Here is a 20,400-nt window from a genome sequence, read left to right as displayed (position 1 = left end):
GGAGCGCGCGCAGAAGGCGAAGCGCGCCCGCCAGAAAGCCCTGGAAGCGCTGGCGGCATAGTGATGAAAATCAAGTCCGCGAGACACGAGCCCAAAACAAATGTACACACTCCAGCAGGAGTGACCTTCGATTGACGCAGTTCACGATTGCGGGTCGCGTGGTCGGTCTGAGCGAAACGCAGAATCTCGGGTCGGATTCCTCGCTGCGCTTGGGATGAGGGGTATGAGAAGGGATCGCCAGTGATCGTGAACTCCTACCTTCCATCTGCGATCCGGCTGGGCGACACACCAAGGGTCGCCCGCTTCACATATTGGACGCTCGGATTCCGATGTTCCCCATCACCCCCACCCACTAAGAGCCCGATAGCCGTGCGCAGTCGGGCTATTCGGTCCCGTCGCTACTCGTCAAGGGACTCGGGCGGCCCATCGGTCCCATTCTGAGCGTCTCGGGCATCCTTGTCTGCCTCGGCTTTCTCTTTGGCGTCTTCGACGGACCTCTGCATCTGCTCGAGCATCGCCCTGCCGAGTATCGTGACTGACTTCGAGAAAGTCCTCGGTTGGGCTTCCTGGGCTGCCAGGATAGTGAAACTGAATGTGTAAATGGACCCATTTGCGCCCGCCTCCGGCTTCGTCAAACGGATTCCGCCGTCCATGATATAGATACCGCCGAGTTCGTCGCTGATGATCGCGCTCAGCCGGTCCCACTGCGGGCCGCTCAACTGCGCGAAGCCGAGACCTGCGTCCGCGTTGAGCGCGCCCTTCTGCTGGTCGGACATGCTGCCGTAGAGCCGGAGTATCTCCCTGCTTCCTTCCCCGAAACCGGACTGCATGCTCAGCATCTGGAACCTGAACTCCGGCATCTCCATCATCGTGTTGGTGATCTGATCGTCGGTAAGCTCGGTTGCCAGGTCGCCCAGATCGTCCAGGGAGAACTCGCCGTTCTTCTGCAGGATATCACGATACCTGGCGATTGTGCTCTCCGGAATCTCGTAGGAGCGCTGAAGCGCCCAGTCGTCCGGCCGGAGTCTCAGAGTACTGTCGCCCAGCGTCCAGACGTACCCGGCCTTCTCCATGCCGACCAGGATTCGGTAGAGAGGTTGCTTGCCCGACTTGAGAAACATGCCCATCGGCATCGATCCGACGAACGACTCGAGCAGTACAGGCTTCCCGATCGCCTTGGACACCGCGATCACTTCCTTGCCGATCGATTCGGGGAGGTTGCTGAGGCCCTTCGTTATGTCCACCTTCGGGAGCTCATCTAGTTCCACCTCTCTCATGAACTCCGGATCGGTAGGCAGTTCTTTCTCGGTCGGAGATTCCCGCGCGAGCGTATCGGCGAAGAGATCCGGGCTGCTCATCTGCTCCTGAATGAACTTGCCAATCTCCTCTGCCTTCATCCCTTCCTCGACCGCAAGGAGCATCTTGCCGGACAGGTTGCCCATCAGCGAGTCCGAGCGAGCCAGAGGGAACATGCCCATCGGGATTCCGCCGAACATCGAATCCATCTCGGGCCCCATCTTGCCGCCGAGTTCTTCAGGGAGTCTCGCGTTGATCACTACCATCCCGCCGAAGCCGGCCGCAGCCATGTCCTGATCGCCGCCGAATGCCGTCATCGGCATTATGGTGAGCTGACTGGGAGTTAGGCTCGCGAACATGTCCTTAGCCTCCTGGTTCATCTGCCCGGACGTGCCCGCGAAGGCCATGTACCCGCCCATCGTGACATCCTTGGCCGCCTGCTGCAGATTCGGCGGGAGGTTCTCCAGTGAAATCGTCGTCTTCTTGCCTCGGAGCATGAGGTCGCGCTCGACTGGGAAGTTGTTCGCCATGTAGTCGAGCATCTGAGCATATCCTCGTCCGGCCTTCGTCCCGCCGAGGTAAGCCGTCCATGGATCCTTATCCTTTTCTTTCAGCGCCTCCTCCGGCGAGAGTTTCAGCGCCTCCAATGCGCTGTCTAGCGCGCCCTGGCGCATTGCGACCGACCGCTGTGCAACCTGCTCGCGCGCCGCACTCAGCATCTCGGACTCGAGTTGGCGGGCTTTCAGATCCTGCCAGTAGGTGTACGCCCACTCTCCCTCCTTGCCGCTCTTCGAGATGTAGAACCCGAGCAGCTTCGAGACTTCATCCAGGAGTATCCTGAGAGTGACGTCCTTCGCCTCGATCGTGACCTTCCGCTCCCGGACCTTCCAGTCGCGCGCTCCCGTCCCGGCCTTGATCTCGACTCCCGACTGCTCGAAAAGCTGCTTCACAACGTCATCCAGCTTCGTATGGACCACCGCGATGGTGACCTTCTTGTCGAGCCGGGGATCGGCGTTGTCCGTCACGGCATTAGCCCCGAATGTTCCGCCCGCCAGCATCGCTGCCAGCAGGACTACCCCCAGACATCGTGCGATCGTGCGTCCAATGCTCACTCTGGCTCCTCCTTCTTCTGCTTCTCCTCGGCGGCTTTCTTCCTCGCCGCCGTCATCTCATCCCGTTGCTTCTTCAGCAACTCGATCCCTCTCTTGCCGTAGATCGTTATCCGGTTGGGCAGGACGCGGAGTTCCGTCTCATCTGCTACCTGAACGCTGATCTGGAAATCATAGTGATGCACCGATCCCTGCGTCTCCGCCGCATTCAAGTCCGGCTTCAAGAGCACGCTTCCATCCTGCACGTAGACGCCACCGAGCGCGTTGGAGATCGCGCTGCCGACTCGGTCCCACTGCTCCGTCGTGAGTTGTGAGAACGGCAATCCAGCCTCAGTCCTGAGAGCCGACTTCTGCTGAGCGGTCAGCGACGCGTAAAAGCGTAGGATGTTCTTTCCCTCGGTAAGGTCTCCGAAGACGAGGTTCATCCACATGAAGTCGGGGTCTGCAAGCAGCGTGTTCCCGATCTGCCCGTCGGTGAGATCCAATGCAATCTTACCCACATCGTCCAGAGTGAGCATGCCCTGCTTGGCGAGCAAATCCCTATAATAAGCCAGATAGCCCTCCTGGATCTCGTACGATCTGCGGAGCGCCCAGTCGCGCGGGCGTACTCGAAGCGCATCGTCGTCGAGTTCCCAGGTGAACCCTGTCTTCTCCAGGCCGATGAGTACCTTATACAGCGGCTGCTTGCCCGGACGGATGAACAACGATGGGGGCAGCAACCTGGGGAATGACTCCAGCATCACCGGGGCTCCGATGGCCTTGGATATCAACGCCAGCGTCTTCCCCGTGTTCTCCGGTGTGTCGCTCAGTTCACCGGGCACGCCGGCGACGGCGGGGACAACCTCCTTGTCTATCTCGACTTCGCGAGTCATCCTCGGATCGGTCGGCGGCGTCGTCTCCGTCGGCGAATCCTCTTGGAGCAGCGAGGCGAGCATCTCCGGGCTCTGCAGTTCCTCGTTCAACTTCTTGCCGGCCTCATCAGTGCTCGCGCCGGCATCAATCTCAAAGAGGAATCGCCCGACCATGTCGCAGATCCTGGCATCCGGATCAGCAATCAGGAACATTCCCATTGGGTTTCCCAGGCCGAGCGGGCCGTCGCTACTGGCGGGTGGGTCGCCGGGCTTCAGGCCGGTGATAACGACCAGTCCGTTGAGACCGAGCACCCCGGCCTCGTAGTTGTCCGTCTGGCTTACCGGGAGGATACCGAACTGGTAGGGAACGAGATCGGTTAGGGCAGGTCCTTGTCCATCCCTCGCCTGACCGGCGACGATTCCGCCTGATGCGGCGTCGATCGCCGCTTCCTGCATACCCGGGGGAGAGGAATCGAAGCTGATAACGGCCCGCTGGCCGCGCATTAGCAGTTCCTTCTCGGTCGGGAAGTTGCCGAGCGACGACAGCAACTGCGCCCATCCCCTTCCGGACTTGGTTCCGCCCATATAGGCGAGGAGCGGATCCTCGCTCTTCTTCTTGAGCGCCTCCTCCGGCGTGAGCTTCAGGGCGTCAGTGGCTTGACTGATCGCCGACTCGCACATCTTCCGGGCGCGTTGAGCGGCGGCTTCCTTCTCGGCGCTAAGCATCTCGGACTCCAGAGTGCGTGCCTTCAGGTCCTGCCAGTAGAGGTACGCCCACTCATCCTCCTTGCCGCTCCTCGAGAGGTAGAACCCGAGCAGCTTCGATATCTCCTTCATCAGCGTTCCGAGTTCGATGTCCATCGCCTCGATTGTGACTCTCCGCTCCCGGACCTTCCAGTCGCGCTCTCCGCTTCCCGCCTTGATGGTAACCCCGGTCTGATCGGTGAGCTGCTTGCAGACGTCCTCGAGCTTCTCGTGGCTCACTTCGAGCGTTACCTTCTGGTCCAGTCGGGGGTCAGGCTTCTCGACGGCGGTCTGGGTTGCGGCGCTCCCGGTCGTAACCAGAACCAACAGCAGAGCGGCGATGTATCGCATGGTTTCTCCTCTTCTGAAAAGTTGTGTCCATGTGAGTTTCTACAGGATAGACGGGTTTCACTGCACTATTGTTGCGCTGAAATACCACAATTCAGGCCGGAATGAGGATTAGGAATCGGGAAAAAGTGGTAAGGATATGGTTGAGGATGCGCAAGACGCAATGGAGTGCTCACCACAAGGTGTAAGCGGGTCTCGGCCCGATACCGCGTTGAAGAACCTTAGAGGAGCTACTCGATATGGCGACTGTGCTGTCTCAGGAATCCCGCCCGGACGAATGCGAACTCACCCGGCGCGAAGTGGAAGTCCTGTCCCTGCTGTTTCAGGGCAAGTCTACCCAGGAAGTGGCGGACATGATGTTCGTCAGTAAGCGGACGGTTGACTATCACCTGTGCAGGATATTTGAGAAGTTGAACGTGTCCAATCGGGTCCAGGCCATCCTGCGAGCCGCTCAGATGGGTCTGGTGGAAGCCCCTCCCGCCAACTGATGGCCTCAGCCCTGCGCATCGGGAGGCATCTCTCCCACGATCACAGTCGCTCTTGTCTTGGCCCCATTTCGAACGACGACGAGCGCCAGTCGGTCGCCTATCTTCAGGTTCTGCACGATCTCGTCGAGTTCGCCGACGGCCTTTATCGGTTTTCCGGCTGCCTCGACTATGATATCCCCGGTCCGAAGGCCGGCTTCCTCTCCGGCGTAGCCTCGGTAGACCTGGATGATCACGCCTTCCGTGTACTGGACTCGCAGGTATCTTGCCAGCCTCGGGCTCGCATCGGCATAGACGAACCCGACCCACGGGCGGATGACCCTGCCGTTCTTTATCAACTCCGGCACGACCCTTCCGATCGTATCGGACGAGATGGCAAACCCGAGTCCTTGACCGTAGGGGATTATTGCTGTGTTCATGCCCACCACCTTGCCGTCAATGTCGCACAGTGGGCCGCCGGAGTTCCCTGGGTTGATCGCCGCGTCGGTCTGAATGAGGTTCTCCATCTCCCGACCGTCCGGTGCCTTCAAGCGCCTTCCCGTTGCGCTGATAACCCCTACCGTAACCGTGCTCTGGAATCCGAACGGGTTGCCGATTGCTATAGCCCAGGAGCCGATAACCGGGTCGCCGTTGACCGAGAGCTTCGCCGACGGCAGGCCCTTCGCCTCGATCTTCAGCACTGCGATGTCGCTTGTCCTGTCTCGGCCGACTAGTTTTGCCTCGTACTGCTTCTTGTCCGGCATGGTGACGGTGACCTGGTCGGCCCCGTGGATCACATGTTCGTTCGTAACGATGTAGCCGCTCGCCCCGTCGAAAACCCACCCGGAGCCTTGGCCCTGCTGAGGTTGGGGTTCGCCGAAGAACTCGGAGAACACGGTTAGCCTGGGGCGGGTGACCGTGTCAATGTTGACAACCGCCGGGCCAACCGTCTGCACGGCCTTCACGACGGCTGACTGCGACTCCGCGCTCACCTCGGGCACGGCGGTCAGCGCTGCCGTCGGTGTCGCGATGAGTGCCGTCACCAACGCGGCGGTGCAGAGGGTTCTCGTCGGTCTTATCTTCATGTCAGCCACCTCAACTGGATGATTCGATTCACTCTATCTGTACGATTGGCGGGAGTCTGGGGTTTCATGCCGACGCCAGACGGGGAGGCCGCTCATGCGGCCTCCCCGTTCCGTGTGTCGTCAGACCAGATCCGCCTACGGCGGAGGTATGATCAGCCTCAGGTCGTCGGCGTAAGTCACCATCCAGTACCCATGCCACGGTTCGAGTTCGTTGTACACGGCCCAGTCGTCATCCAGGCCGATTTCATAGAGACCCTGCGTGTAGGTGTCCCAGCCGTACAGCGTGCTTGACACCCAGCCGGCGTCGCGCGCCTCGGCCAGCGACCGCGTCTGTGGCTCGGCGGCGTTCGGGTTGAACACTTCGCAGTTGCCCCATCCCTGCGCCGTCAGGAACGGGTAACCGATGATCGTCCATGCGCCGCTCGGATTCAGGTACGCGTGCGGAAGCATGATCGTTCTCGCAGTAGTCTGCAGCCTGCCGCTCACTCTTAGCACAGGTTCGGTCGGTGAGTCGAGCCAGTAACCGTAGTCCGGGCTGACCGGCCCGAAAGCCGCGCTCGTCATTGCGTCGTATTGCCCCAGGCTCTGCGTCTCATTGTCCCAGTTGTAGAGGTTGCCGTCGTAGTTGACGCCTTTCATCACGACCGGTGGTGTCGGATGCGCGGGCTCGATGGGCAGCGACATCAGGCTCCATCCGGCGGGCATCGGCGGCATCGCGATCTCGTTCGGCGCGACCAGCTCGCCGACCGTGACCAGCTCATAGCCTTGCGCCAGAAGCGTCGGGACTACTGTGGCGATGGAGTTCTCCGTCGTCTCCAGCGTGCAGTGATAAAGTATCACCGCGCCGTTCTGTGCATTCGAGAGCGTCCGCTGGATGATCTCCGAGGTGGGCGCAAGCCATCCGGCATCGCCGGTGTCCACCGTCCAGAACACGTGACGGTAGCCCTCCTCAGCCGCGACCTGGAGCACTCTGGAATCTCGTGCCCCAAACGGTGCACGGAAGAACGGCCTGGTCCGGTTGCCGGTGAGATTGTACACGAACTCGTCGCAGTCGCGGAGCTGCTTTCGTATCAAGTCGTCGGTCAGGTCCGTGAAGTTGGGGTGCTCCCAACTGTGGTTGCATACCTGATGCCCGTCGTTGGTGGCTATCTGCCAGAACGCGGGCGTCATCTGCGCGACCTCGCCCGTGACGAAGAACGTGCACTTGACTCCGTACTGTCTCAGGATGTCCAGTATTCCCGTGCGGACGTTCTGCGTTCCTGCATCGAACGTCAGGCACATCTGCGGCCGCGTAGTGCTGTGTGTTGCTATCTCGCCGTAGTCCCTCCCGTCGGATGCATCCCAGTCCTCGTTGGAGTATGTGGATTGTCCGGTGGGACTGGCTGCCCTCACCCGGTAGTAGTAGTCCTGAGCCGGGTTGACGCTCATGTCGCTGTATGAGGTGGCGCCGGCGGCGACGGTGGCGATCTCGCGGAATACGCCGACATTCCCGGTCTTTCTCTCGATCTTGAACCCGATTTCGTCCGAAGAGTTGTCCACCCAGTTGAGATCTATCTGCGTTCCCGATACAGCCACGACTTCGAGGTCGGATGGGGCGCGCACGCCGAGCGTGACGGCCGAAGCCTCGTTGGAGTACGCGAATCCGCCCTCCTGGTAAGCCGCTACGGTGAAAAGGTACGGCTGCCCTGATTGGAGATCGGTTACCGTGTATGTCTGCGTGCCGGCCGCAAGATTCGTGACAAACATGTACTCGCCGCCGGGCACTTTCTTCTCGACTCGGAAACCAAACTCGTCGCCCGACATGTCAATCCAGTCGAGTTGCACGCTGGACTCGGAGAGGGGCGTCGCCTGCAGATTGGCCGGCGGAGTCGTGGTAGCCACGTTGTGGTTGAGGTTGCCGTACACGTAACCGTCCCAAGAGGGGATGACGACACTGCCGGTACCGTCTATCGCCGGTGACGAGAAGATGCTGCCCTGGGTGAGATGCCACCACTTCCTTGTCCCGTCGGGGTTCAGTGCGTAGAGAAAACCATCCCAGGCTCCGAAATAGATCGTGCCGTCGGCGCCGACTGCGGGTGACGAGCGGACGTCGAAGCCGGTCGTGTAGTGCCACTTCTCGGTGCCGTCCGGGTTCACGGCGAACAACTTGTTGTCGTTGCTGCCGATGTAGATCGTGCCGTCCGGGCCGAGAGCGGGCGATGAAGGGGTCTTCGAGGCGAGCTGTATGATCGCGAAGTTCCATATCTTGGCCCCGGCCGAACTGATGCAGTAGAGGTTGAGGTCGAGCGAACTGACATATATCCGCGATCCGTCGGGGCTGATAGCGGGCGTTGACGATACGTTCGCACCGGTCTGGTACTGCCACTTGACCGTGCCATTGGGGTTGATTGCGTTGAGGCACTGGTTGCTGCCACCGATGTATATCGTGCCGTCCGACGCCACAGCCGGCGAAGTCATGGCGCATCCGCCGATAGTTCTACGCCACTTCAAGGTGCCGGTGGCGTTCAGTGCGTACAGGTATCCATCGGACGATCCGCAGTACACCGTCCCGTCCGGGCCGATGGCGGGGCTGCTCTGGATGCCGCCGCCCGTCGTATAGGCCCATTTCTGGGTGCCGTTCGAATTGAAGGCATACAGCTTGTTGTTGCCGGAGCCGATGTAGATCACGCCGTCACTTCCGATGGCGGGGCTAGAACGCGTACTCGACCCGATCGACGACCGCCACTTCAGCGTGCCGTTCGAGTTGATGGCGTAGAGATAAGTGCTCCCGCCTACGTACACCGTACCGTCCGTTCCGACCGCGCACGACGAGAGCAGGCTCCCGCCGATGTAGTACTTCCACGGAGTGCCGGTCGGCGTCGGGGCCGGGTACTGGCTTCTCGCCGAGTGATACAGGTCGTGCCGGAACATCGGCCAAGGGGAGTCTGCCAGCGCGCCGAACGCGCAGCCGCACAGCGTGACGAGCGCCAGGCCTGAAACGACTGTTGCGGATAGCGCGGATGATCTCTTCATGGGTGGAAAAACCTCCTCGCGTATGATGCCTTTGAAGCGACTGCTAGGGATCGGAGCCCGGCGGCGCCCGAGGATACCCTGGGGGAGAGGGAATATCACAAAAAGAGTACACGACTTTCGCGATTCTGTCAACTGTTAACGACTGCTGCAACTCCTCTCATGCGCGAATATCCCGCAAGAGGACTCTTCGTGTCTCCGTCGAAACAATACCGTGGAACGAATGAAGACACAGGAGGAGCGACGACAATGCCGAAACAGCCGATCAAAACGCCGAGAGCTCCTGCCGCCATCGGGCCCTACTCCCAGGGCGTGAGGGCAGGGGGGTTCATCTTCATCTCCGGGCAGATACCGCTTGACCCTGCGTCTGGTGAGCTTGTCGAGGGTGATGTGTCCCAGCAGTCCGACCGCGTGATGCGGAACATCCGCGCGATACTCGATGATTCCGGCGCGACGATGGAGGATATCGTCAAGACCACCATCTTCCTGGCCGACATGGATGACTTCGCCGCCGTGAACGAGGTCTACGGCCGGTACTTCAGCTCCGAGCCGCCCGCCCGCGCGACGGTCCAGGTCGCCCGCCTGCCGAAGGAAGTCCGCGTCGAGATCGAGGCGACTGCGTGGGTGGGGGAGTAGGGTGTTGGGCGTTGGCGGCCGACCTGTGCATCTCATAGGATAGAATCGGAGACAAATGAGATGAAAACCTACGATGTTGCGCCGATGGATCTGTTCATGAAGATAGTCACGCTGTTGGTGTGCGTACTGACCGTGGCCTTCGTCGTATGGGGAGTCGTGCAGCCTGCTGAACGCGGGACACTCCTGGTCGCCGCATTCCTGCTGATCCTCATCTGGACCTGCTGGCAGATCGCCCCGAAGCGGTATGACCTGACGGATGACTCTCTTGTCATCGTTCGAGGTTGGCCGTTCAGGGACATCCCGATACCGGTCGCCAAGATACTCGATGTCTGTCCTGTGAAGCTATCCTCGTTCACGACCCTGCGCACGTTCGGAGTGGGAGGGCTATTCAGCGCCTCCGGTTGGTTCTGGAACAAGGACATCGGCAGCTTCTTCGCTGAGATCACGAACGGTCATCGCACCGTGCTGATCGATGCCGGTAGGAAGTACGTCATCAGTCCCGAAGACCCCCACGAGTTCGTTCAAGACATACAAACTAGAACCACATCTTAGTTCCCCGGCGGTTGAAACCGCGGCAACGACTACACGTAGTGTCCCTTCGGACACTACAGATCCCAGTCCACGGAGGTGGACTTCGTGCCCTTCTAGCCGTGACTTCAGTCGCCTGGGCCGAGGCACGCCGCCGACCCGCAATCGCCCGGCTCCTTGAAGTGCCTCTCCTCCTTCCCGTATAATGTCCCCGGTGATGGACTCTAGTACTCCACCACTCCAATACTCCACTCGCCCGAGGAACAACATGGCCGACAAGATGGAAAGCATAGTAGGTTTGTGCAAGCGGAGGGGGATCATCTTCCCTTCGAGCGAGATATACGGGGGCATCGGCTCCACCTGGGATTACGGACCCGTCGGCGTCCTGCTCAAGAACAACGTCAAGGCCGCATGGTGGAGGGCGATCGTCCAGGAGCGCGACGACATGGTCGGCCTTGATGCAGCGATCCTCATGCACCCGGATGTCTGGAAGGCGAGCGGACACATCACGTCGTTCAACGACCCGATGGTTGACTGCAAAAAGTGCAAGCGCCGGTTCCGCGCCGACCACCTGGTCGAGTCCATGGCGAAAGAAGAAGACGCTGTCGAACGCACCGCCGAGCAGCTCAAGGACCTGGAGAAGGCGCTCGAAGGCATGAAGTGCCCGGAATGCGGCGGCGAACTGACTTCGATGCGCCAGTTCAATCTCATGTTCAAGACCTTCATGGGCCCGGTCGAGGACAGCGCGGCGGTCGTCTACCTGCGCCCTGAGACTGCGCAGGGCATCTTCGTCAACTTCAAGAACGTCCAGGCGGCCACGCGCAAGAAGCTCCCGTTCGGCATCGCGCAGATCGGCAAGTCGTTCCGCAACGAGATCACCCCCGGCAACTTCACGTTCAGGACCCGCGAGTTCGAGCAGATGGAGATAGAGTTCTTCACCCGCCCAGAAGAAGCCGAGCAGTGGTACAACTATTGGCTCGATGAGCGGTTCAACTGGTATGTGAAGCACGGCATCAAGAAGGAGAACCTCCGTCTTCGGCCCCACGGCGAGGACGAACTGGCGCATTACGCCCGGGCCTGCTCCGACGTGGAGTATCTCTTCCCGATCGGTTGGAGCGAGTTGGAGGGGATCGCCAACCGCACGGATTTCGACCTGAAGGCGCACATGGATGAGAGCGGAAAGGACCTCAGCTACTTCGACGAGACCACGAATGAGCGCGTCGTGCCCTACGTGATCGAGCCGTCCGGCGGGGTTGACCGTACTCTCCTCGCGTTCCTATCTGATGCCTACGAGGAGATCGAAGGTGGTCGGGGTGATGCCGGCGCCGAGGTCGAGACCGTCCTGCGTCTGAACCCGAGACTCGCTCCGTACAAGGCCGCGGTCCTTCCGCTTGCGAAGAAGGGCGGACTCCCCGAGGTCGCGCAGGATCTTTGCAGGGAGATCAGCAAGTGCTACAGCGCCGACTACGATGAGGCCCGAAGCATCGGACGCCGATACCGCCGCCAGGATGAGGTCGGTACTCCCTGGTGCATCACGGTTGACTTTGATACCCTGGAGGACCAGGCGGTTACTATCCGCGACCGGGACACGATGGAGCAGGTGCGCGTCTCCCTCCCGCAGGTCAAGAACTGGCTCAGGGACAAGATGGATGAATGCGCCTAGCGTGTCAGGAGTCGTTCCGGGAACCAAACGGCTCTGAGACCCGTATCACAGGTAGCAGGTGACGACAAGTACCAACCAGATCCTGCTGATCGAACAAGAGTCATCATCTTTGCTCCTTTCGTGGCGGATTTGCCGGCAGGATGCCGGCGCACAGGACTGAGCCCGACTGCATAGCGCAGTCGGGCTTTTTTTCGCGCCTTCTGTCTATTGCAGTATCCGGCGCGGGGCGTTATTATCTATCAGTGTTTTCCGGTATACGGCGATGACGGCGAAACCGGAGCCCATGCATCTCTCAGAAGACAGCGCAGGAGAGTGACGAATGCAGTCCGGAGTCTGGGCTTCGATCAGGAAGATACTGGTAGGCGCTCCTTTGCCCACCTGGCGAGCCGTTCACGAGCGGCTGCCCAAGGTCTTGGCGCTTCCGATATTCGCGTCCGATGCGCTGTCTTCCGTGGCGTATGCAACGGAAGAAATCCTGCTGATCCTGGTGCTTGCCGGCCCCACGGTACTCACCTCGCCCACGGTCGCGTATGTGTCCCTTGCGATTGTGGCACTGCTCTGGCTAGTTGCCACGTCCTATCGGCAGACGATCTACGCCTATCCCTCGGGCGGTGGAGCGTACATAGTAGCCAAGGACAACCTTGGCGACACCCCCGGCCTCATCGCGGGTTCTGCGCTGACCATAGACTACACCCTGACGGTGGCAGTCAGTATTGCGGCGGGTGTAGCCGCCTTTGTCTCCGCGTACCCGGCCTACGAGCATCATTTGGTGCTGCTGGCGTTATTGGGCGTCACACTCCTGACGATCGGCAACCTCAGAGGCGTTCGCGAATCCGGTTTCCTGTTCGCGCTGCCGACCTATGTGTTCGTGATCAGCATGCTCATGCTCATCGCGGTCGGAGTGTATCGGGTCTCGACTGCGGGAATAGTGGCCCATACGGCCAGTGAGGTGCAGTCTGTTCCCGTCGTGCATGCGTTCACGCTCTTCCTCATCCTCAGGGCGTTCTCTGGCGGATGTACCGCCATGACCGGCACGGAAGCGATCAGCAACGCAGTCCAAGCCTTCAAACCGCCGGAAGCCCGCAATGCGGCCATCACCCTGATGATCATGGCGGTGATACTCAGCCTGCTCTTCGCGGGCATCAGTTTCCTCGCCTACCATAGCGGGGTGATCCCGGTCAGTCACGAAGACGCATCCCGGTCCTACGAAACCGTCGTATCCCAGATTGCGCGGGCGACCTTCGGGACCACGTGGTTCTACTATCTGGTCCAGTGGGCGACGGTGGTCATTCTTCTGCTGGCGGCCAACACGAGCTATGCAGGCTTCCCGAGATTGGCGTCCATCATGGCGCGGGACCGCTTCATGCCCAGACAGCTCTACAACGTCGGCGACCGCCTGGTCTTCTCGAACGGCATCTTCCTTCTGTCTACGCTTGCGGGGCTGCTCATCGTCGTGTTCCGCGGCAGCACCCACGCGTTGATCCCGCTGTACGCGGTTGGGGTCTTTCTGTCGTTCACACTCTCGCAGTACGGCATGGCCGTGCGTTTCCGAAGGCTGCGCGAGCCCGGTTGGCGCACCAGGGCCGCACTGAGCATCGTCGGTGCCGTCGCCACCGCGATCGTTACGGTCGTACTATCCGTGACGAAGTTCGTCGAGGGTGCGTGGATCGTCATCATCCTGATCCCCCTGCTCGTCCTCGTTTTCTGGAAGATTCACAGGCACTACATTGCCGTCGGCAGGCAGCTCAGGCTCAGCGACGAGGACTCGTTCGAGGTGACGAAGAACACCGTGCTCGTGCTGACCCCCTCGGTCCACAAAGGGGTGCTCTCCGCGCTCGAGTACGCGAAATCGCTGTCCGCCGACGTTCGCGCGATTCATCTCGAGACCGACCCGCTCGATACGCAGTTGATGATAGAACGTTGGGACCGCTGGGGTGGTGGCATTCCGCTCGTCATTCTTGAGTCGCCTTACAGGTCGCTTATAGGCCCGCTTCTGGAGTATCTTGACGAGGTCAAGGGCGAGAGGGAGAACTACAGGGTCACTGTCGTCATACCGGAGTTTGTGTCCGCGAAGTGGTGGCACAAGCTGCTTCACAATCAGTCCGGCATGATGCTGAAGATCGCCCTGTTGTTCCGCAGGGATATTGTGACCGCCAACCTGCGCTACTATCTCTCCGAATAACGGCTCATCAGAAGCGCGGCTTGCCTCGGACGTTTGAGGTCGGTTATCATGGGATTGCGGTCCAGCGCCGACGTGTGTATCTACACGCGCCATCCGCGCATCGGCGAGACCGAGACACGAGCATTCGATGTGGAACCTCGTTCGAAAGCTGCTGATTGGCACCCCCCTGCCCTCATGGCGGGCCGTGCATGAACGTCTGCCGAAAATCCTCGCCCTCCCGATTCTTGCGTCCGACGCGCTCTCGTCGGTAGCCTACTCGGGCGAGGAACTGCTAATCGTGCTCGTCCTTGCGGGAACCATCGCCATTCACTCTCCTTCGTTCATGTGGCTGTCCATCGCCATCGTGACGCTCTTGGCGATAGTGGCGACCTCATATCGTCAGACCATCCACGCATATCCCTCCGGCGGTGGAGCATACACGGTAGCCAAGGAAAACCTCGGCACGGGGTATGGCCTTGTCGCCGGCGCCTCTCTCGTCGTAGGTTATACTCTGACGGTTGCGGTCAGCATCGCCGCCGGGGTGTCGGCGCTCATATCGGCGTTTCCTGAGTTCGTTGAGTACCGCGTGCACCTGGGCATCGTGGGAATCGCCGTTATCACGCTCGGCAACCTGAGAGGCGTGCGCGAGTCGGGCCTGCTTTTCGCCATGCCCACCTACGTGTTCATCGCGAGCATGATCACGTTGGTGGTTGTGGGCATATACCGCCTCGAGACCGGCGGTCTCTTCGTGCCGAGCAGTCAGATGCACCCCCCCGCGGTTCAGGGCCTCACTCTGTTCCTCATACTCCGCGCATTCTCAGGAGGGTGCGCGATCATGACGGGTACCGAGGCGATCAGCAACGCCGTGCCGAACTTCAGACCGCCCGAGAGTCGGAATGCCGCTACTACTCTCACCACGATGGCGGTGATCCTTAGCATCATGTTCATAGGCACGAATTGGGTTGCGTGGAAGACAGGCGTCATTCCCGTCCACGATCAGACGGTCATATCGCAGATCGCGCGGGCGGTCTTTGGCACGACAAAGTTCTACTATGTGCTTCAGATAGCTACGGTAGCTATCCTGATTCTTGCGGCCAACACCGCCTACGCCGGCTTCCCTTGGCTGGCTTCCGTCATGGCGCGCGACCGCTATATGCCGAGACAACTCTACAACGTTGGCGACCGGCTGGTATTCTCTAACGCGATCCTGTTACTCTCCTTGATGGCTGCCGCGCTCATCGTACTGTTCAGGGGCGATACCCACAAGCTGATACCGCTGTACGCCGTGGGCGTGTTCCTCTCGTTCACGCTCTCGCAGGCCGGCATGGTCAAGCACGCTGCTCGGGAACGTCATGACGGCTGGCGGCGCGGCGCGGTGATAAGCCTGATCGGCGCGGTCGTGACCGGGGGGGTCACGTTGGTTGTCGGTGTGACGAGGTTCATGGGCGGCGCGTGGATTGTAATCGTGCTCATCCCGCTGATCGTGTATCTTCTCGTGAAGATGCACGATCACTACGTATCGTTGGGTGACCAACTGCGGCTGACCGACGATGACAGCTTCGTGCCGATGAAGAACACAGTGATCGTGCTCACGCCATCCCTGCACAGAGGAGTACTGCCCGCGCTGGAGTATGCGCAGACGATGTCCGGCGACGTGCGAGCGATCCATATCGAGACCGACCCGATTGACACGCGGCTGATGATCGAACGCTGGGACCGATGGGGTGGAGGAATCCCGCTTGTCATTCTGGAATCGCCTTACAGGTCACTTCTTGCCCCGCTGATGGAGTATCTCGAGGAGGTCAAGGTCGAGCGGAATAATCACCGCGTGACCGTGGTAGTCCCGGAGTTCGTTCCCGCGAAATGGTGGCACAAGATACTTCACAACCAGTCGGGGTTCCTCCTGAAGATCGCGCTGCTCTTCCGGCGCGACATCATCACCGCCAACGTGCGCTACTACCTGGAGAGATAGCCGGATGATCATACAATCGAAGGGCGATGTCATAATCCTGCGCGGCATGCTGACCGAGAATCACTGGCCGGCGCTGAAGTCCGTGGTGAGTCTCCTTCTCAAGCGCCACCCGGCCGGCGTGATCGTGGACGGTGGCAACCTGACTGAAGTTACTCAGGCTGGAGCCCGCACCTTTCTCGATGCCAGCGAGTACATCGAGTCGCAGAATGCGCGCGTGGTCGTCGCCGGACTCTCAGCGGATATTATTCGCGAGATCAGCGGCGTGCCGGGGATTCGGTCGGGACTGCCGCTGGCGGCGACCGTTGAAGAGGCCCGGGCCTCGCTCGCCGTCAGCGGCGCTGAGGCTCTGCCTTCCGCTCAGCGCAGGCCGGTCGTGCTCATGCCGTTAGTCGGCGACTGGCGCAGAGCCGCTGACTACGCGGTCGCTCAGGCGGCGAAGCTGAAGGCCGATATCCACCTCCTGTACGTGATCGAGGTGCCCCGCGCCCAACCGCTCGGCGTTCCTCTGCCCGATGCGGAGAAGAGGGCGGAGCGGGTGCTGTCCGAGGGGGAGGCCATTCTTAGAGATCACGGATTCGCGACCCGGAAGCTGAGCACCAGGGCGCGGGTAGCCGTGGAGGGCGCCGCCAGGTTCGCGGCAGAGAGCGGGACGAGGCTCTTGGTGATGGCATTCGACGAAGCTGATTTCGCGGCCGCGTCAATGCAGCAGGATATCTTCGGGGCCGCATGTCGCGACGTGCACTGCGAATCGGCAGTGATCTGTGTCGCTTCCGAGCGACAGGACACGACCCCCACCGTGCTCTTCCCTATGGTCGGCTCATGGCGGACGGGCGTGCATTTTGTCGGAAGGCAGGCGTCGGAGACGGGGATTGACGTGGATTTGCTCTACGTGATCTCAGTTCCGAGGGCGATGTCTCTCGACGCCTCAATGCCCGAACAGGAACGCGAGGCCGCCGCGATCTTCGACGAGGCCGAGCGCTCCCTGAAGCAGTATCGCCTTCCCGTGAGGCGGGTCCTCATGCGCTCCCGCGACGCGATGGAAGGCATCGCCAGGCACGCCGCCGCCTCGAAGCCTATCTCGATAGCCGTATCCTACGAACGATCACAGCTCGATCAGTCGTTCACTCGAGATCAGACCGTCGGCGCGATCTGCAGGGAAGCTCCGGCGGATGTGATCATCATCTGTCCGCCTAAGGAGAATAAGCCATGATAAGGCTCTCGATCGCCCTGATAGTCGCTGCTGGTGTAGTCTCCACCGCATACTGTGCTGACCGTTCGGAGTACGGCGGATACAAGGGCGTGACATCAAAGGCGACCGGCTTCTTCCGCGTCGAACAGACAAGCGGTCGCTGGTGGTGCTTCGATCCGACCGGGGCCGCTTTCTATGCCGTCGGCACCGACCATTGCAACTATAATGTCCACTGGTGTGAATCGCTTGGATACGCCCCCTACGCCCGAAACGTCCGCGAGAAGTTCAGCGACGACGAATCTGCCTGGGCGAAGTCGGCGACCGACCGCTTGAAGCAGTGGGGGTTCAACGCCCTCGGCGCGAACAACTCGCCGTCGACGCGTGGCAGGGGACTCGCCTACATGGGCTTCCTCGGGATGGGCTCGGAGTATGCCGGCAAGGATTCCATCGTGCCGAAAGTCCACTGGACCGGCTATCCGAACGTCTTCAACCCAGCGTTCTTGAAGCACTGCGAGGAGAAGGCGCAGAAGGAATGCGCGCCGAGCAAGGATGATCCGTGGCTCTTCGGTTGGTTCATAGACAACGAGCTCGAGTGGTTCGGCAAGGACGGCTCGGACACCGGAGTCGCCACCGAGGCGATCAAGTGTCCTGCGGCGAATGAAGGCAAGAAGGCGCTGGTCGGCGTGCTCAAGAAGAAGTACCCGACCATCGAGAAGCTGAACGCTGCGTGGGGCACGTCGCTCAATAGCTGGGACGACGCCCTGGCCTCGGTGGAATGGAAGGAGCAGGCGAATGAGGCGGTCATTGCCGACAAGATCGAGTTCCTGCGGCTCTGCGCCGAGAAATACTTCTCCATCACCACCGCCGCCATCCGCAAGGCCGATCCGAACCACATGATCCTTGGCTGCCGGTTCGCGGGCAACGCGCCGCCCGTCTGGGACATCGCGGGCAAGTACTGCGACATCGTGAGCTTCAACATCTACGGCCAGGTTGATCTCGACAAGCTGGTCCCGATCGGCCTGGAGGAGACGCTCTCCAAGTGGCACGGCGAGTGCAAGCGCCCGATGATGGTCACAGAGTGGAGCTTCCCGGCGCTCGATGCGGGCCTGCCGTCGGTCCACGGCGCGGGTATGAGAGTCCGCACCCAGGCCGACAAGGCGAAGTGCTTCGAGGTCTACCAGAAGACGTTCTTCGCCCTGCCGTTCATGGTCGGGAGCGACTACTTCATGTGGGTGGACGAGCCCGCGCTCGGCATCCATCCGAACTTCCCGGAGGACAGCAACTACGGCCTGGTGGACGTGAACGACGATGTCTGGGAGATCTTCACCGAGGCCGTCGCCCGCGTGAATCCTCTCGCGTACGACATCCACTCCGGCAAGACCGCCGATGTCGGAATCAGAACCATCGACGCATCCGATGACGGCAAGCGGCTGGCACTTCAGGTCGCGAACTCGGGCGCGCTCCCTGCGAGGACACTGCTTCGCGTCACCGTTGACGATAAGAAGTACACCAGGGTGATCCGCCTCGGCCCCGGCGCGTCCTTGGATGTGGGGCTGCGCGTCTCGCTCGCCCCCGGCGCGCACTATGTCCGTGCCGAAGCGGACCCGGGCGGCAGACTCGTTGAGGTCAACCTCGGCGACAACAAGTTTTCGCGATTCGTCCATGTCCCCCCGCCTGCGGGACAGTTTCCCGGCGTGGGCATCGCCGAGATCGGCGTGTACTCCATTGATGCCCGAATCGCCGATCCCGAGGAGAAGCAGATGCGCGTGGTATCCGTTCCGCTGTCTGCCCTCGTAGCCGTCATGCCCGTCCCTGTAAAGCCGCGGGGTCTCCGAGTCGTGTACGGAGACGGGAAGACGGTGCAGGCCGAGATACTCGATCTCGACCGTTCCGGGGATGTCACGGCGGCCGATCAACTGGTGTTCGCGGCTCAAACCTGGCTTGGAGCCTGCATAACCTATCGCGTGGAGCTGTGCGATCCCGAGGACAGAGATGCAGCCCGGTTGATCGAGGCGCAGAGCATGGACTCCGTCGGTAGGGGTTCGGGCGACTTGCGCATGACCGTGTCTCGATGGAATCCGCGACTTGTGGACTCGATCAGGCTCGGCGACACGGAGATCGGCTCCCTAGACGCTATGATCCAGCAGAGCGCGGGGGGCACGTGGTGGCAGAGGCCGAACGCCTCCGAGGAAGTGCGGAGTTGGACGGGCAGCCTGTGTCAGCGTTGGGAGGTCACGCTCTCAAACGATGTGCCTAAGGACGCAGTGTCCGGCCCGTTCGGTTACCAGACGACCTATGCGATCGAGTCTCAACCCGGCTCGCAGTGGTTCACCGCGCAGTTCCTGTCGCTCAAGAACACCGACTCCCGTCCGTGGAAGCTCGGCAGCTACTTCTACCATCCAAACTCGGCAATCGGCGGGAGCAGCGACGGCGACGAGCCCGACCCACCGGGCATCAGCGGCACGGCGGCTTGGACGGACAACGAAGTCGGCGCGTCATACGGAATCGTGGGCAGGCCGTCGTCCGGCCTCGAGGTCTACTTCTGGAAGGATGCTGACGGCAACGAGCACTCGGACGCGCGGGTGAAGGTGGGTAAGATGCTCAGGCCGGGCGAGACGTACGAGAAGCCCGGGGTGCCCGTCTACCTCTTCTGCGCCCGGACGAAGGACCATCCCCAGCCGTGGCTCGCGATGGAGGATGAGATCAACAGCCTGCCCAAGTGGGAAGTGTTTGGAACAACCGCCGGCCGGTGAACGTCACCACCACCGTCCAGCCCTGAGTGCGCTCTCTGGAGCGCGTATCGAAGGGCGGCCTCGTAGCACACCCTCTGGCTGGACCTGACCGTCCTTCGATACGCTGTCGCTACTCAGGACTGGGCGGTCTTTCATTTCGCGCTCTACACTTACGCTATCTCCACCAGCGTCACGTCGAACGTGAGGTTCTGCCCCGCCAGCGGGTGATTCGCGTCCAGCGTCACGGTCTTCTCCGTGATGTCGGTCACCGTCGCCGCGATCTCCTGACCGTCGGGCTGCTGGAGTCGCAGCATGTCTCCCACGGCCAGCTCGCAGTCCGGCGGGAACGAGGTCAGGTCTATCTCCGCTACGAGGTCATCATCGTGCGGGCCGTATGCTTTATCTGACGGAATCGTGATCGTCTTCGTCGCGCCGATCTCCATGCCGGTCACGCCGTCATCAAATCCGGGGATCACCTGTCCCTCGCCGAGGGTGAACTCCAGGGGTTCGCGCCCCTCGGATGAGTCGAACACCGTGCCGTCGTCGAGCCTGCCGGTGTAGTCTACCTTTACTCTATTGCCGCTACTGGCCTTTACCATCAGCTAGTCCTCCT

At 61.0% G+C, this 20,400-nt stretch carries 13 protein-coding genes; 8 read left to right on the top strand and 5 right to left on the bottom strand.

Features of this window, described 5'->3' with window-relative positions:
- Positions 1–398 precede the first annotated feature (398 nt).
- Both KBC96_05780 and KBC96_05775 read right to left on the bottom strand, forming a co-directional pair.
- Entirely contained in the window at positions 399–2,408 is a 2,010-nt protein-coding gene (locus KBC96_05780; protein MBP6963900.1) for a hypothetical protein, read from the bottom strand.
- Positions 2,405–4,351 carry a hypothetical protein gene (locus KBC96_05775; protein ID MBP6963899.1) on the bottom strand — a complete coding sequence of 649 codons (1,947 nt, stop codon included), beginning with the start codon at positions 4,349–4,351 and terminating at the stop codon, positions 2,405–2,407. The genes KBC96_05780 and KBC96_05775 overlap by 4 nt, the downstream gene beginning before the upstream one ends.
- Before the next feature lie 236 nt (positions 4,352–4,587).
- Here KBC96_05775 and KBC96_05770 point away from each other — a divergent pair, with 236 nt between their 5' ends.
- Complete coding sequence (locus tag KBC96_05770) at positions 4,588–4,836, top strand: response regulator transcription factor (protein MBP6963898.1); 249 nt, start codon at positions 4,588–4,590, stop codon at positions 4,834–4,836.
- Positions 4,837–4,841: 5 nt separating this feature from the next.
- On the opposite strand, the gene KBC96_05765 is transcribed toward KBC96_05770, so the two are convergent.
- Both KBC96_05765 and KBC96_05760 read right to left on the bottom strand, forming a co-directional pair.
- Positions 4,842–5,897: a trypsin-like peptidase domain-containing protein gene (locus KBC96_05765; protein ID MBP6963897.1), complete on the bottom strand. Its 1,056-nt coding sequence runs from the start codon at positions 5,895–5,897 to the stop codon at positions 4,842–4,844.
- Positions 5,898–6,032: 135 nt separating this feature from the next.
- Entirely contained in the window at positions 6,033–8,909 is a 2,877-nt protein-coding gene (locus tag KBC96_05760; protein MBP6963896.1) for a PQQ-binding-like beta-propeller repeat protein, read from the bottom strand.
- A 246-nt stretch (positions 8,910–9,155) separates the two neighbouring features.
- Here KBC96_05760 and KBC96_05755 point away from each other — a divergent pair, with 246 nt between their 5' ends.
- The 7 genes from KBC96_05755 to KBC96_05725 all read left to right on the top strand — a co-directional run bounded on the left by KBC96_05755 (position 9,156) and on the right by KBC96_05725 (position 19,808).
- Positions 9,156–9,542, top strand: a complete 387-nt coding sequence (locus KBC96_05755; GenBank protein ID MBP6963895.1) for a RidA family protein — start codon at positions 9,156–9,158, stop codon at positions 9,540–9,542.
- A 60-nt stretch (positions 9,543–9,602) separates the two neighbouring features.
- The gene (locus KBC96_05750; protein MBP6963894.1) at positions 9,603–10,094 is read left to right on the top strand and encodes a hypothetical protein; all 492 of its coding nucleotides are present in this window, start codon (positions 9,603–9,605) and stop codon (positions 10,092–10,094) included.
- A gap of 244 nt (positions 10,095–10,338) precedes the next feature.
- On the top strand, positions 10,339–11,733 hold the full coding sequence (locus KBC96_05745) for a glycine--tRNA ligase (GenBank protein MBP6963893.1): 1,395 nt from the start codon (positions 10,339–10,341) through the stop codon (positions 11,731–11,733).
- A 319-nt stretch (positions 11,734–12,052) separates the two neighbouring features.
- Positions 12,053–13,915, top strand: coding sequence for an APC family permease (locus KBC96_05740; GenBank protein ID MBP6963892.1), 1,863 nt, complete (start codon positions 12,053–12,055; stop codon positions 13,913–13,915).
- Between the two features lie 127 nt (positions 13,916–14,042).
- Positions 14,043–15,866, top strand: coding sequence for an APC family permease (locus KBC96_05735; protein MBP6963891.1), 1,824 nt, complete (start codon positions 14,043–14,045; stop codon positions 15,864–15,866).
- Between the two features lie 4 nt (positions 15,867–15,870).
- On the top strand, positions 15,871–17,076 hold the full coding sequence (locus KBC96_05730; protein ID MBP6963890.1) for a universal stress protein: 1,206 nt from the start codon (positions 15,871–15,873) through the stop codon (positions 17,074–17,076).
- On the top strand, positions 17,073–19,808 hold the full coding sequence (locus KBC96_05725) for a beta-galactosidase (GenBank protein ID MBP6963889.1): 2,736 nt from the start codon (positions 17,073–17,075) through the stop codon (positions 19,806–19,808). The genes KBC96_05730 and KBC96_05725 overlap by 4 nt, the downstream gene beginning before the upstream one ends.
- A gap of 149 nt (positions 19,809–19,957) precedes the next feature.
- On the opposite strand, the gene KBC96_05720 is transcribed toward KBC96_05725, so the two are convergent.
- Positions 19,958–20,386: a peptidylprolyl isomerase gene (locus tag KBC96_05720; GenBank protein ID MBP6963888.1), complete on the bottom strand. Its 429-nt coding sequence runs from the start codon at positions 20,384–20,386 to the stop codon at positions 19,958–19,960.
- Positions 20,387–20,400: the final 14 nt, after the last annotated feature.

The sequence above is a fragment of the Armatimonadota bacterium genome (assembly GCA_017993055.1).
GTDB lineage: Bacteria > Armatimonadota > UBA5829 > DTJY01 > DTJY01 > JAGONM01.
The sequence above is the reverse complement of the archived record's forward strand: the minus strand, read 5'-3'. Positions and strand labels throughout refer to the sequence as shown.

Coding starts and splice junctions, on each gene's coding strand:
- KBC96_05775 (MBP6963899.1), bottom strand. CDS start 4,351: ATGCGATACATCGCCGCTCTGCTGTTGGTTCTGGTTACGACCGGGAGC.
- KBC96_05770 (MBP6963898.1), top strand. CDS start 4,588: ATGGCGACTGTGCTGTCTCAGGAATCCCGCCCGGACGAATGCGAACTC.
- KBC96_05765 (MBP6963897.1), bottom strand. CDS start 5,897: ATGAAGATAAGACCGACGAGAACCCTCTGCACCGCCGCGTTGGTGACG.
- KBC96_05760 (MBP6963896.1), bottom strand. CDS start 8,909: ATGAAGAGATCATCCGCGCTATCCGCAACAGTCGTTTCAGGCCTGGCG.
- KBC96_05755 (MBP6963895.1), top strand. CDS start 9,156: ATGCCGAAACAGCCGATCAAAACGCCGAGAGCTCCTGCCGCCATCGGG.
- KBC96_05750 (MBP6963894.1), top strand. CDS start 9,603: ATGAAAACCTACGATGTTGCGCCGATGGATCTGTTCATGAAGATAGTC.
- KBC96_05745 (MBP6963893.1), top strand. CDS start 10,339: ATGGCCGACAAGATGGAAAGCATAGTAGGTTTGTGCAAGCGGAGGGGG.
- KBC96_05740 (MBP6963892.1), top strand. CDS start 12,053: ATGCAGTCCGGAGTCTGGGCTTCGATCAGGAAGATACTGGTAGGCGCT.
- KBC96_05735 (MBP6963891.1), top strand. CDS start 14,043: ATGTGGAACCTCGTTCGAAAGCTGCTGATTGGCACCCCCCTGCCCTCA.
- KBC96_05730 (MBP6963890.1), top strand. CDS start 15,871: ATGATCATACAATCGAAGGGCGATGTCATAATCCTGCGCGGCATGCTG.
- KBC96_05725 (MBP6963889.1), top strand. CDS start 17,073: ATGATAAGGCTCTCGATCGCCCTGATAGTCGCTGCTGGTGTAGTCTCC.
- KBC96_05720 (MBP6963888.1), bottom strand. CDS start 20,386: ATGGTAAAGGCCAGTAGCGGCAATAGAGTAAAGGTAGACTACACCGGC.